The 13,733-nt window shown below is 68.8% G+C and carries 8 protein-coding genes, 1 tRNA gene and 1 pseudogene; 7 read left to right on the forward strand and 3 right to left on the reverse strand.

Going from position 1 to position 13,733, the window contains the following annotated elements; translation table 11 throughout:
• Positions 1-16: 16 nt before the first annotated feature.
• Positions 17-4,132 carry an ATP-dependent RNA helicase HrpA gene (gene hrpA / locus ABD134_RS02275; RefSeq protein WP_344226343.1) on the reverse strand — a complete coding sequence of 1,372 codons (4,116 nt, stop codon included), beginning with the start codon at positions 4,130-4,132 and terminating at the stop codon, positions 17-19.
• Between the two features lie 275 nt (positions 4,133-4,407).
• Here hrpA and ABD134_RS02280 point away from each other — a divergent pair, with 275 nt between their 5' ends.
• From ABD134_RS02280 to putP, 4 genes are all read left to right on the forward strand, one after another.
• A complete protein-coding gene (locus tag ABD134_RS02280; protein WP_378108383.1) occupies positions 4,408-5,430 on the forward strand; it encodes an ABC transporter substrate-binding protein in 1,023 nt (340 codons plus the stop codon).
• Between the two features lie 10 nt (positions 5,431-5,440).
• Positions 5,441-6,427: an ABC transporter permease gene (locus ABD134_RS02285; RefSeq protein WP_344226345.1), complete on the forward strand. Its 987-nt coding sequence runs from the start codon at positions 5,441-5,443 to the stop codon at positions 6,425-6,427.
• Entirely contained in the window at positions 6,427-7,218 is a 792-nt protein-coding gene (locus ABD134_RS02290; protein WP_344226347.1) for an ABC transporter ATP-binding protein, read from the forward strand. Before ABD134_RS02285 ends, ABD134_RS02290 begins: the two co-directional genes overlap by 1 nt.
• Before the next feature lie 139 nt (positions 7,219-7,357).
• Positions 7,358-8,899 (forward strand): sodium/proline symporter PutP, encoded by a 1,542-nt coding sequence (putP, locus tag ABD134_RS02295; RefSeq protein WP_344227619.1) that lies wholly within the window; start codon positions 7,358-7,360, stop codon positions 8,897-8,899.
• An 18-nt stretch (positions 8,900-8,917) separates the two neighbouring features.
• On the opposite strand, the gene ABD134_RS02300 is transcribed toward putP, so the two are convergent.
• Positions 8,918-9,856, reverse strand: coding sequence for a GNAT family N-acetyltransferase (locus ABD134_RS02300; RefSeq protein WP_344226348.1), 939 nt, complete (start codon positions 9,854-9,856; stop codon positions 8,918-8,920).
• Positions 9,857-9,885: 29 nt separating this feature from the next.
• On the opposite strand from ABD134_RS02300, the gene ABD134_RS02305 reads away from it, so the two are divergent.
• A complete protein-coding gene (locus tag ABD134_RS02305; RefSeq protein WP_344226349.1) occupies positions 9,886-10,227 on the forward strand; it encodes an META domain-containing protein in 342 nt (113 codons plus the stop codon).
• Positions 10,228-10,304: 77 nt separating this feature from the next.
• Here the strand turns inward: ABD134_RS02305 and ABD134_RS02310 are convergent.
• Positions 10,305-10,380: transfer RNA gene (locus ABD134_RS02310), tRNA-Arg, on the reverse strand.
• Positions 10,381-10,520: 140 nt separating this feature from the next.
• Between ABD134_RS02310 and ABD134_RS02315 the strand changes: the two genes are divergently transcribed.
• Together ABD134_RS02315 and ABD134_RS02320 are read left to right on the forward strand one after the other, a co-directional pair.
• Positions 10,521-12,185: an arginine--tRNA ligase gene (locus ABD134_RS02315; RefSeq protein WP_344226350.1), complete on the forward strand. Its 1,665-nt coding sequence runs from the start codon at positions 10,521-10,523 to the stop codon at positions 12,183-12,185.
• Positions 12,182-13,694: pseudogene (locus tag ABD134_RS02320) on the forward strand (diaminopimelate decarboxylase family protein). Before ABD134_RS02315 ends, ABD134_RS02320 begins: the two are co-directional and overlap by 4 nt.
• The last annotated feature ends 39 nt before the right edge of the window (positions 13,695-13,733 follow it).

Consider the following 13,733-nt stretch of genomic DNA (forward strand, 5'->3'; position numbering starts at 1 on the left):
CCCCGGAGTCGCCGGTCTAGGCGGTAGCCTGCTTCAGAGCCTGGCGCACCCGCTTCTCCGAGACGGAGACGGCCGTCCCCAGGTCCTGCGCGAAGTAGCTGATGCGGAGCTCCTCGATGAGCCAGCGGACGGCGTCCAGAGCGGGCGGGGCGGACTGGCCGGCTGGCAGCTTCCGCACCTCGGCATCGAAGGCGTCCTCGAGGTCCTGCACCACGGCCATGTCCCGGGCATCGCGCTGCACCTGGCCGCCCGCCTTGAGCTTCTCGATCCGCCGGAGCATGCCCTGCAGGTACCGGGGCAGGTGCTGCAGGTGGGTCCACCCGGTGGCGGCGACGAACCCCGGGAACACCAACTGCTCCAAGTGGGCCTTGATGTCGTTCAGGGCCGGGGCCATGGCCAGGGACACCGATCCCTTGAGCTCCTTGCGCACCTGGGTGGCCCGGGACAACACCTGCTCCACGATGGCCGTCACCGCGAAGACGGTGTCGATCAGCTCGGCCCGCACGGTGGTGAACAGCCGGCGGAACTCGGCCTCGGTGAACGGCAGGGACTCCGGTACCAGACGGTCCACGGCGGCGCGGGTGCAGTCGTTGATCAGCTGCTCCACCGAACCGTGGGGGTTCTGCGTGAACGTCAGCTTCTCCCGGTTGTCCAGGTGGTCCAGGACGTAGCGCTGAGGGCTGGGCACCAGGGCCAACAACAGGTTCACGACGCCGGCCCGGTGCGCAGCCTGCTGATCCTCCTCGGTGCGGAACACCGTCAGACCCGCGGCGGGCGACCCGTCCCGGGCGGTCTCGGCAGTGAGTCCCGGGTAACCCGTGATCCTCTGCCTGCCCGAGCCGGTCGAGCCTGCCGAGATCTCGGTGTCCACCCTCCGGGGAATGTCCCCGACCACCCAGTCGGTCAGACCGTGCCGCTCGGCGAAGGCCGCATTGGTCGGCCCGTCGGCCGAACGGCCGGCGTGATGGCCAGCGGCGCCGGGCCGGACGTTCTGCGGGGACGGTGCCGAGTCGGCGTCGCCGCCCGCGCCGCCGCCACCGGAGCGCGCGAGCGACTCCGCGATGGCCGTGCGGTTCGCCCCGGCCAGCCGATCCTGGAGCGCGGTGAGGTCCTGACCGGTGCCCATCACGGCACCGCGGGCGTCCACCACGCGGTAGTCGGGCACCAGGTGCGGCGGGACGGCGGCCAGGTCCCAGGAATCCGGGGGGATGACCACCCCCTTCAACCGGCGCAGGGCCAGTTCCAGGGCGGGCAGCAGATCGTCCGCAGCGGGGTCCGCGTCCCGGTCCAATTGCTCGACGGCGGCCCGAGCCACGTCCGGCGCCGGCACGAAATTCTTGCGCACGGCCTTGGGCAGGGAGCGGATCAGAGAGGTCACCAGGTCGACACGCAGCCCCGGGACGAGCCAGCGGAACCGTTCCGGGTCCATCTGGTTGAGCATCAGGACCGGGATGAGGACGGTGATGCCGTCCGGCTCGCCCGCCCCCGCCGCCGGGTTGAAATCGTAGGACAGCTCGAGGTCGATGCCGCCCCCGTCCGTGGGGTGGTGGAACACCGTGGGGAACCGGTCCGTGTCCAGCTCCTCGGTGTCCACAGCCAGGAGCGACTGCTGATCGAGATCCAGCAGGTCCGGGGACGTCTGCCGCGTCTTCTTCCACCAGGAGTCGAAGTGGCGCTCGGAGACGACGGTGGCCGGGATACGGGCGTCGTAGAAGTCGAAGAGCTCCTGGTCCGAGACGCGGAGGTCGCGGCGGCGCAGGCGCGTCTCAAGGTCCTCGACCTCGGCCAAGGCCGCCCGATTGCGGGCGAAGAAGTGGTGCCGGGTCTTCCAATCGCCTTCCACCAGGGCATGGCGGATGAACAGCTCACGGGAGCCGGCCGGGTCGATCCGCCAGAACTGGACCTGCCGGTCCGGGATCAGGGTGACACCGAACAGGGTGACCTTCTCCCGCGCGACCACCGAGCCGGAGCGCCGAGACCAGTGGGGCTCGTTGTAGGTCCTCTTCGCCAGGGCGCCGGCGGCCTCCACGGCCCAGACCGGATCGATCTTGGCGACCATCCGGGCCCAGAGCCGAGAGGTCTCCACGAGCTCGGCAGCCATGACGAAGGCATGCCTCTTCTTGAACAGCGCCGAGCCCGGGAACACCGCGAACCTCGTGTTGCGGGCACCCTGGTAGTCGCGCTTGCGTTCGTCCCAGGCTCCGATGTGAGACAGCAGGCCGGTCAGCAGTGACCGGTGCACGGGCTCGTGCTGTCCCACCGGGTCAACAGGCCCGGCGGAGACGGAGATGCCCAGCGGCTTGGCCAGTTGGCGCAGCTGTTGGACCAGGTCCTGCCACTCACGGACACGCAGGTAGTTGATGTACTCGGTGCGGCATATCCGGCGGAACTGGTTGCCGGACAGTTCCTTCTGCTGCTCGCGCAGGTAGGCCCACAGGTTCAACAGTGCCGAGAAGTCGGAGTTCTCGTCCTTGAAGCGGGAGTGCTGCTCGTCGGCCTGAGCACGCTGTTCGGTGGGGCGCTCGCGAGGATCCTGGATGGTCAGGGCCGCGGCGAGGACCATGACCTCCCGTACGCAGCCGCGCTCGCCGGCCTCGACGATCATCCGGCCCAGGCGCGGGTCCACGGGGAGCCGGGCCAGTTTCCGGCCGACCGGCGTGATGGTGCCCTTGGGGTAGGACCTGCCGCGCTCATCCGGCTGGCCGCTGTTCAGGGCCCCCAGCTCGGTCAGCAGGGCGGCACCGTCGGTGACCTGGCGGGAGTCCGGCGGCTGCAGGAAGGGGAAGTCGCCGACGTCGGCCGGGGTGGTCGCCACACCCATGGAGCACATCTGCAGGATGACGGCCGCGAGGTTGGTGCGCAGAATCTCCGGGTCGGTGAACTCGGGGCGGGACTCGAAGTCCTCCTGCGAGTAGAGGCGGATCGCGATGCCGTCCGAGGTACGGCCCGAACGCCCGGACCGCTGGTTGGCGCTGGCCTGGCTGATGCGCTCGATCGGCAGTCGCTGGACCTTGGTGCGGTGGGAGTACCGGGAGATACGGGCCGTACCGGTGTCGATGACGTACTTGATCCCGGGAACGGTCAACGAGGTCTCCGCCACGTTGGTCGCCAGGACGATGCGCCGCTTGGGACCAGTGGAGAATACGCGGTGCTGTTCGGCCATGGACAGCCGCCCGTAGAGCGGCAGGATCTCCGCGTCCCCGAGGCGGCGGTTGGCGGCGACGCGAGGGGCCAAGGCCTCCGCGGCATCACGGATCTCCCGCTCGCCGGAGAAGAACACGAGGATGTCCCCGTCCGGCTCGCGGGACAGCTCGTCCACGGCATCGCACACCGCGTCCACGGGGTCGCGGGACTCCTCCTCGGTGTCAGCGTCGAACTCCGAGGATCCGGAGGGGGCAGAGGAATCACGGTCCGCGTCGCCGGGGCCCTCCGTCCCTCCTTGTGTGCCGCCTCGGCGCGGGGCGTCCAGGGGGCGGTAGCGGATCTCCACGGGATAAGTGCGGCCGGAGACCTCGATGATCGGGGCCGGCTCGTCCTGACCAGCGGCATCGGGCAGTGCGAAGTGGGCGGCGAAGGACTCAGGATCGATGGTCGCGGAGGTGATGATGACGCGCAGGTCGTGGCGCTGCGGCAGCAGGCGCTTGAGGTATCCGAGCAGGAAGTCGATGTTGAGGCTGCGTTCGTGGGCCTCATCGATGATGATCGCGGAGTACCTGGACAACAATGGGTCATGCTGGATCTCGGCGAGCAGGATGCCGTCCGTCATGACTTTGACCCGTGTCCTTGCCGACGTCTGGGCCGTGAAGCGGACCTGGTAGCCGACGTCGGAGCCGATCTCCGTGCCGAGCTCGTGGGCGATGCGTTCGGCCACGGAGCGGGCGGCCAGGCGCCGGGGCTGGGTGTGACCGATCATCCGCTCGGCATCCAGCACTCCCTCGTCGGCCAGTTCGAGGAGCATCTTGGGCAGCTGGGTGGTCTTGCCCGACCCGGTCTCACCGGCCACGATGACGACCTGGTGGTCACGGATGGCACCCATGATCCGGTCCCGTTCGGCGGAGACGGGCAGGTTCGGTGGGTATTCCAGGCGAATGGTGGAGGCGTGCACGGAGGGGTGCGTTGTGGCTTCGGACATGGCACCGGCCAGTCTACGGGGGGCGCGCGGGCCGGTGGGCATACTCTCCGGCATCGAACAAACGTACTAGCCGACCGCCGCGTCTGGACATGAGAGGCCGCCAGTGCCGCGACGGTGGACGAAACCGGAGCGCTGATGGTTCGAGGAGGACAGACGGTCCGATAAGTGATCCGCGTTACGTCAAACACGACTAGTGTGGGTAACCGTCGTACCCCGGATCCCTCGCACCGGCGCACCAGCGTCCACCCGGCGTACGGCGTGGTGAAAGGACCCCCATGATGCTCGGTAGCCAGAAGAATCGCACCGGACTCCGTGCAGGAGCGCTGCTCGCCGTCTCCGCACTCGCCCTGACTGCCTGCGGCAATGACGGAGGCGACGGCGGCTCCGGAACCGAGGGCGGCGACGGCGCCGAGTCCTACTCCATCGGTGTGTCGCAGTTCCTCGCCCACGCCTCCCTGGACGCGGCCCGCGCCGGGTTCGAGGCACGGATCGAGGAGTCCGGCCTGGACATCACCTTGGACGTCCAGAACGCCCAGGGTGACCAGGCGACCGCCAACACCATCGCCGGTTCCTTCGCCTCCGCCGACCACGATCTCGTGCTCGCGATCGCCACCCCGTCGGCTCAGACCGCCGCCCAGGCCATCACCGACGTCCCGGTGCTCTTCACCGCCGTGACCGATCCGGTCTCGGCCAACCTGGTGGAGTCGAACGAGGCCCCCGGCGGCAATGTCACGGGCACCTCCGACGCCAACCCCGTGCTGGAGCAGTTGACCCTGCTGACCGAGCTGGATCCGGAGGCCACGACGGTGGGCATCGTCTACTCCTCCGGTGAGGTCAACTCGGAGGTCCAGGTCGAATGGGCCAAGGAGGCCGCAGAGGAACTGGGCCTGGAGATCGTCGAGGCCACCGTCTCCAACTCCTCCGAGGTGCAGCAGGCCGCGAACTCGCTCTCCGATGTCGACGCCCTCTACGTGCCCACCGACAATGCGGTGGTGTCCGCCCTGGAGACCCTGATCGGTGTGGCCCAGGACCGCCAGATCCCTCTGATCCCCGCCGAGGGCGATTCGGTGGAGCGCGGCGGGGTGGCCACCTACGGCCTGAGCTATGACAAGCTCGGAGCGCAGACGGCGGACATGGCCCTCCGCATCCTGACCGAGGGTGCAGACCCTGCCACCATGCCGGTGGAGACCCTCACCGAACCGGAGTTGTACGTGAACCCGGCTGCTGCCGAGGCCATGGGCGTGGAGATCCCCCAGTCAATGATCGACGAGGCCGACCACGTGGTGGGCCAGGAGTAGGCGTCCCTTCATGAACACCGCCATCGAGCTGGGCCTGATTTACGCGATCATGGCCCTCGGGGTCTACGTGACCTTCCGCATCCTCGACTTCCCAGACCTGACGGTGGACGGCTCGTTCACCACGGGCGCGGCCGTCGCCGCCATCTCGATCGTCAACGGGGTGAACCCGTACCTGACCTTCCTGCTGGCCTTCGTGGCGGGATTCCTGGCGGGCGTGATCACGGGCCTGCTGCACACCAAGGGACGCATCAACGGTCTGCTGGCCGGGATCCTCACCCAGATCGCGCTGTACTCGATCAACCTGCGGATCATGGCCAAGGCCAATGTCCCACTGCTGGGCGAGGAGACGGCCATCAGTCCGCTCAAGGAGGCCGGGCTGATCGGCGGCTGGGGTTCTATCGGCATCTTCGCGGCCGTGGCCATCCTGCTGGCGTTCGTCCTGGCCTGGTTCCTGCACACGGACCTCGGCCTGGCGATGCAGGCCACCGGTGACAACGAGAAGATGATCCGCTCGTACGGGGTCAACACGGACAACCAGAAGATCCTGGGCCTGGCGCTGTCCAACGCCCTCGTCGGACTCAGCGGCGCCGTGGTGGCCCAGTTCCAGGGCTTCGCGGACATCGGCATGGGCATCGGCCTCATCATCGCCGGCCTGGCGTCCGTGATCCTGGGCCAGGCCATCTTCGGCACGCGCTCGATCCTCGTGGCCGTCCTGGCCGTCATCGCCGGATCTGTCCTCTACCGGGTGGCCATCCAGCTGGCCCTCACGGTGGGTCTGGACCCGAACGACATGAAGCTCGTCTCGGCCGTGCTGGTGGTGATCGCCCTGGTGGTGCCGCAGATGCCGTTCTTCCGGCGCCGCAAGGCATTGCTGAACCGGGCGGATCCGGGCGGTGCCGCCGCCGCGGGAGCCGAGGCGCCGCCGTCGCCGGCCAGTGCGACCGCCGGTGCATCCGCGGGCGCACCGGACACCCCCACCGCAGGAGGTACCCGCTGATGCTGACACTGACTGGCGTGAACAAGACGTTCTTCCCGGGCACCGTCAACGAGCGGCGCGCCCTGCGGGGGATCGAGCTGCACCTGCGCGAGGGCGACTTCGTCACGGTGATCGGTTCCAACGGGGCCGGCAAGTCCACGGTGCTGAACGTGATCTCGGGCGGACTGACCCCGGACTCCGGGACCGTGACGATCGATGGACGCAATGTCACGCGGCTCAAGGACCACCGCCGCGCCGCGCTGGTCGGTCGGGTGTTCCAGGACCCGATGGCGGGAACCGCGCCGCACCTGAGCATCGAGGAGAACATGGCGATCGCGGACAAGCGCGGTGCCACCCGGGTGCTGGGTCGAGGTGTCACCAATGCCAAGCGCCGCCGTTTCGCGGAGGAGCTCTCCGTCCTGGAACTGGGCCTTGAGGACCGGCTCAAGGCCAAGGTCGGGCTGCTCTCCGGTGGCCAGCGTCAGGCCCTGAGCCTGCTCATGGCCACATTCTCGGACCCGCGGATCCTGCTGCTGGACGAGCACACCGCCGCCCTCGATCCGCAGCGTGCCGAGCTGGTCACCCGGCTGACCGAGCAGATCGTCACGGATCAGGGGCTCACCACGCTGATGGTCACGCACAACATGGAACAGGCACTGCGGGTGGGCAACCGACTGGTCATGATGCACGACGGCCAGATCATCCTCGACCTCGATGCGGAGCAGAAGCGCGGCAAGACCGTGCGGGACCTGCTCGGCGAGTTCGAGAAGATCAAGGGTGCCACGCTGGACGACAAGACCCTGCTCCAGTAGGCGCCGGGGCCGATCCGCGTCGGCCCGGTACGGCGGATGGTGGTGACCGGCTGGCGGTGACCCCCTTCACGTGAAAGGGTGACCCCACCGCACCCTGATGTCGATGTCCCGGGCCATGAGGCGCCTTGGGGACGAGGAGATGATGGACACCACCTTCAAACTCATAGCGATCCTGTTGTACTTCGCCGCGATGCTGGCCATCGGCTTCTACGCATCCCGGAAGAACAACGACCTCGACGACTACATGCTGGCCGGTCGCAAGCTACCGCCGTTCGTGGCGGCGCTCTCCGCCGGTGCGTCAGACATGTCCGGCTGGCTGCTCCTCGGGCTGCCCGGCGCGGTCTTCGCCTCTGGTCTGGTCGAGGCCTGGATCGCCGTCGGCCTCACGATCGGCGCTTGGTTGAACTGGAAGTTCATCGCGCCGCGGCTGCGGTCCTACACCGAGGTGGCCCGGAACTCCATTACCATCCCCTCGTTCCTGGAGAACCGCTTCCGTGACCGCACGCATGTGCTGCGGATCGTGGCCGGCGGGATCGTGCTGGTCTACTTCACCTTCTACGTGTCCTCCGGCATGGTGGCCGGCGGCAAGTTCTTCGAGTCCTCGTTCGACTCGACCTACCTCGTCGGCATGCTGCTCGTGGCCGGCGTGACCATCGTCTACACCCTGTTCGGCGGCTTCCTCGGTGCCTCGTTGACCGATGTGGTCCAGGGCCTGCTCATGCTGGCCGCACTCCTCGCCGTCCCGGTGGTCGCCATCATCAGCCTGGGTGGCTGGGGCGAGATGGTCGATCTGATCGGGTCCGCAGACGCCGGGATGGACGAGGACACCAACCGGCTGTCCTTCCTCGCCAACGCCACGTGGGTCGGGGTGATCTCCGCGCTGGCCTGGGGACTGGGCTACTTCGGGCAGCCCCACATCATCGTCCGCTTCATGGCACTGCGTTCGTCGAAGGACGCCGTGGCCGGACGGCGCATCGGTGTGGCCTGGATGGCCATCTGTGCCTTCGGCGCCATCATGACCGCGCTGGTGGGCATCGCCTACGTCCAGGCGAGCCCCGGCATCACGCTGGACGATCCGGAGACGGTGTTCCTGGTGTTGGCGCAGATCCTGTTCCACCCCCTCGTGGCCGGACTGGTCCTCGCGGCCGTGCTGGCCGCCGTGATGTCCACGATCTCCTCCCAGCTGATCGTGTGCTCCTCCGCCCTGGTGGAGGACCTCTACAAGCTCTTCGGGCGCAAGGCCAGTGTCCGGAGCGAGCTGTGGCTGGGCCGCGGCAGTGTCGTCCTGGTGGCCATCATCGCTATCCTCATCGCCCTCGATCCCGAGGCCAGTGTCCTCGACCTCGTCAGCTTCGCCTGGGCCGGCTTCGGCGCCTCCTTCGGGCCGGTGGTGATCCTGGCCCTCTTCTGGAAGAAGTTCAACGCCTGGGGCTCCCTGTCCTCGCTGGTGGTCGGCGCCGTCATCGTCTTCTGGTGGGGCAACATGCCGGACGAGGCCTGGGGAGGGATCTTCGAGATGTACGAGATCGTGCCCGGCTTCGTGCTGGCTGCCATCGTGGGCATCATCGTCTCCCTGGCGACCCACCGCCCGGAAGCCGCGAAGACGGCCGAGATCAGCGCCGAGTTCGACGAGGCTGTCGCCGTGTCCAAGGGCAAGAAGTTCGTCGCCTCCCAGCCCTGAGGGGGTGGGATGGGCGGTTCACCCGGCGTGCTGGGCCGTCACCCGCGGCCCCCGGTAGCCTTGAAGTGCCGCGTCCTGGCGCATCCCCAGGGACAGGTACAGGGAATGAGCCGCCGCCCGGGACTCCCGCACGGTCAGGTGAAGCATCTCGGGGTCTCCCGCGGCCAGGAGCCGTTCGGCGAGTCCGATGACGAGCCGGCGGCCCAGCCCGAGGCGCCGAGCCCCGGGAACCACGGCCGTGAAGTCCACGTAGGCCTGGCCGTCATCCTGGAGAGAGCCCGCGGCGTAGCCGAGCACCGCCCCGGTAGGATCCACCGCCACCACCGTGTGGTGGCGGGAGAGCAATTGGGTGGCCGTCGCGTAGGCCTCACCGAACTCGGCCGTGTGCAGCGGTTCCAGGTGCCCGACGTCGGCTGGCTCCGCTGGGCGGATGCGCACCGGTTCACGGAGACGCACCGGGGGCGCCGTCCACCGCGCCGCCGTGGACGCCGGGACCACCATGGCGTAGTTCACCTCCGTGGCGATCCAGCCCAGGTCGGTGGCCAGGGCGGCCATGGACACGTTCGCCACGTGGCCGCACATCTCGAAGCGTTCGATGCCTGCCGGGACGGCGTCGCACACCGCAGCCACCAGGGCGGCGCCGTGGCGGGCCACCTGCTCGGGAGTACCCCACGGGCCGTGGACCCAGGCCATCGACGGCTCCGGATCCCAGTCGACGGTGCACGCGGCGATGACCGTGCCGTCCTGTTCCGCGATGCTCAGGCCCCGCAGCCAGGGCTGGTCCAGGCCCTCGAGTTCGGCCTCGATCCCGGCTGCGTCCTCCCCAAGGAAGGCGGTGCCGGTGGCGGGGTCCTGTTGGCAGGCGATGATGAAAGCGAGGGCGGTGCTTCTGTCCACCGCTTCTCCCGCAGCGCTGCCCTCCACCGTGTCTCCTGCCCCCGGATTTCTGTCGACCATGACGGCATCGTCTGCCCTACGATGGCGTGATGGAAGAGCTCGCTGCCGAACTCATCGATCGCCGTTGGGGCTCCGACGCCCCGGGCCAACCGTGGCTGGGCTTCGAGGCCGATGGCCGGCTGCACGGTTCCGACGGCTGCAACCGCCTGATGGGGGAGTGGACCCTGACGGCGGAGCGGGTGGATTTCGGACGTCTGGTCTCGACGATGATGTTCTGCGAGGGCGTGGACACCTGGCTCAACGGGGCCGTGTCCGCCCGGCTCATCCCGGACGCTTCCGGAGACCGGCTCGATGTCCTCGATGCGGCCGGCCAGGTCATCGGCGTCCTGCCGCGGACGCGGACCGGCCCGGAATCCGGGACCAGCGCCTGACACCCACGAACTCCACGCTGACGGTGTACCGTCGCCTGGCCCGACTGCCCGGTGGGAAGCGATCAACGAGGAGATGATGGTGCCCCCGGCAGGAATCGAACCTGCGGCCTTCTGCTCCGGAGGCAGACGCTCTATCCCCTGAGCTACGGAGGCGGGGGTCACTCAATCGGCGGGCCGATCAGGACTTGATAACCCTACCCCATGCTGGGCCGGTGCGGGAAACCGGCTGGCGGTCCCCGGTGGGTCCCGCTCCGGTTACGGACGGGGACCGCCAGAACATTAGACTGTCGCGGGTGACCCCCGAAGACCTTTCCACAGCCCTGGCCGTTTGCCTGCAGGATGCCGTTGATTCCGGCGAGATCTCAGTGGAGGTGCCCACCACGATCAAGGTGGAGCGCCCGAAGAACCGAGAGCATGGCGACTGGGCCACCAACGTGGCCATGCAATTGGGCAAGAAGGCCGGCCTGGCCCCGCGCGATCTCGCGGCGCTGCTCGCCGAGAAGCTGGCGCAGGTCCCCGGTGTGGCCCGTGTGGACATCGCCGGCCCCGGCTTCCTGAACGTCACGCTCGACGCCGCGGCCGCGGGCGAGTTGGCCCGCACCGTCGTGGAGGCCGGAGCAGCCTATGGCCGGAACACCGCCCTGGCGGGCAGCGTGGTCAATATGGAGTTCGTCTCCGCGAACCCCACGGGCCCCCTGCACATCGGCCATACCCGGTGGGCCGCGCTCGGCGACGCGATCTCCCGGGTGCTGCGCGCCTCGGGAGCCGAGGTCACGGCCGAGTACTACATCAACGACGCCGGCCACCAGATGAACGTGTTCGCCCAGTCGGTCTACAACCGCCTGCACGGCCTGCCCGTGCCGGAGGGCGGTTACCCGGGGGAGTACATCCAGGACCTGGCCACCCAGGTGCGCACCGAGCACCCGGACGTCACCGCCCTCACCGAGGAGGCGGCCCTCCCGGTCATCCGGGAGGCGGCCTACCGCCACCAGATGCAGGACATCCGGGACACGCTGGGCCAATTCGGCGTGCACTTCGATGTCTGGTTCTCCGAGAAGGACTTGCACGAGTCCGGTGCCATCGGACACGCCGTGCAGCGGTTGCGCGAGCAGGGCCACATCGACGACCGTGAGGATGCTGTCTGGCTGCGCACCACCGACTTCGGGGATGACAAGGATCGCGTGCTCATCCGCGCCAACGGGGAGCCCACCTACTTCGCGGCGGACGCCGCGTACTACCTGTCCAAGAAGGACCGCGGCTTCATCGAGAAGATCTATCTGCTCGGCGCGGACCACCACGGCTACGTCGGCCGCCTCAAGGCCATCGCCGCCTGCGCAGGTGACGACCCGGCACGCAACATCGAGGTGCTCATCGGACAGCTGATCTCCGTCAACGGAGCCAAGCTGTCCAAGCGGGCCGGCAACATCATCGAGCTCAAGGACCTCATCGACTGGCTCGGGGCGGATGCGCTGCGCTACTCGCTGGCCCGGTATCCGGCGGACTCCCCGATCACCATCGACCCGGAGATCCTCACGTCCAAGACCAATGACAACCCGGTGTTCTACGTGCAATACGCCCATGCCCGGTCCCGCGGCGCGGCACGCACGGCCGAGTCGGCCGGCGTCGACCGTTCCGTCTTCGACGCCGCACTGCTGACGCATGCGACCGAATCGGATCTGCTGGCCCGGCTCGGCGAATTTCCGTCGATCGTGGCCCAGGCGGCCGAATTCCGCGAACCGCACCGCGTGGCTCGCCACCTCGAGGTCGTCGCCGGCGCATACCATTCCTGGTATGCCGCGTGCCGGATCGTGCCCGTGGCCGAGGGCAGGACCGGCGACGTGCAGCCGGGGGACGTCACCGACCTCAACCGCACCCGTCTGTGGCTCAACGAGGCCACCGCGCAGGTGCTCGCCAATGGACTCGACCTGCTGGGCGTGAGCGCCCCGGAACGGATGTGACCGTGATTGGTCCGACTGGCAAGGCCTCGCCCCTGGCACCCGATTGGCTCGACTACCCCGAAGACCCGAACGCCCTGGTCACCAAGCTCTGGGCCGCCGGAGTGGAACGGAATGACGACGGCGAGATCGCCGTCCAGGGCCTGCCCGCCTCCCAGCTGGCCCGGGACTACGGGACACCGCTCCTCGTCCTCGACGAGGACGACTTCCGCGCCCGGGCCCGCGCCTTCCGTGACGCCTTCAATGACGCCTTCGCCGACCTGTGCGGGGGCGTGGACGTCTATTACGCGGGCAAGTCGTTCCTGTGCACCCCGGCGGCCCGCTGGGTGACTGAAGAGGGCCTACGTCTGGACACCGCCTCCGGGGGCGAGATGGCCACCGCGCTGCGCGCCGGCGTCGAGCCCGCGCACATCGGATTGCACGGCAACAACAAGTCCGATGACGAGATGCGCCGGGCCCTGACCGCCGGGGTGGGGCGGATCGTCGTGGACTCTCTGGACGAGCTGGACCGGCTCGCCGAGCTGGCTGCCGAGGTCGGTGCTGTCGCACCCGTGATGCTGCGGCTGACGCCCGGCGTGCACGCTCACACCCATGATTTCATCGCCACTGCCCACGAGGACCAGAAATTCGGGCTCTCGATGGCGGGGACTGGCGGCTCTGTCGGAACTGACGGCTCTGTTGGTGCGGCCGGGTCTGCTGGAACGGCCGGGTCGCGCGGNGGCGACGGCCGGGCCGCGGCCCGCCGAGGCCGTCGCTCGGGCCCTGGCGGCCGGGTCCGTCGACCTGCGCGGACTGCACTGCCACATCGGCTCGCAGATCTTCGAGCCCGAGGGCTTCGGCGTCGCCGCCGAGAAGCTGCTGGGCTTCCTCGCCGATATCAAGGCGGAGCACGGTGTCGAGCTGGAGGAGCTGGACCTCGGCGGCGGGCACGGCATCGCCTACACCGCCGCGGACGCCCCGCGGACGCCGCAGGACATTGCCACCACGCTGGCCGGCGTGGTCGGCGCAGCGTGCGAGGCACTGGAGATGGACTGCCCGCGGATCTCGATCGAACCGGGCCGTGCCATCTCCGGCCCGGCCGCCTTCACCCTGTATGAGGCGGGGGTCCGCAAGACCGTGACCGTGGACGGTGACCATGGCGCCACCCACCCCCGCCGCTACGTCTCCGTGGACGGCGGCATGTCGGACAACGCCCGCCCCGTCCTCTATGAGGCCGACTATTCCGTGGCACTGGCCTCCCGCGTCTCCGGCGCGCCGGCTGTCCTCTCCCGGGTGGTGGGCAAGCACTGCGAGTCCGGGGATATCGTTGTCAAGGATGCCTACCTGCCGGATGACGTGGCCCGCGGCGACCTGCTGGCTGTGCCCGCCACCGGTGCGTACTGCCATTCACTGTCCAGCAACTACAACATGCTCACCCGGCCGGCCGTCGTCGCGGTCCGGGGCGGTCAGGCCCGCGTGATCATTCGCCGCGAGACCGAAGAGGACCTCTTCGCCCGCGAGACCGGTCTGTAGCGGAGCCCCCCACTTTTCGACCCCCACTGTTCCATCCCC

The sequence above is a fragment of the Citricoccus alkalitolerans genome, assembly GCF_039528175.1.
GTDB lineage: Bacteria > Actinomycetota > Actinomycetes > Actinomycetales > Micrococcaceae > Citricoccus > Citricoccus alkalitolerans.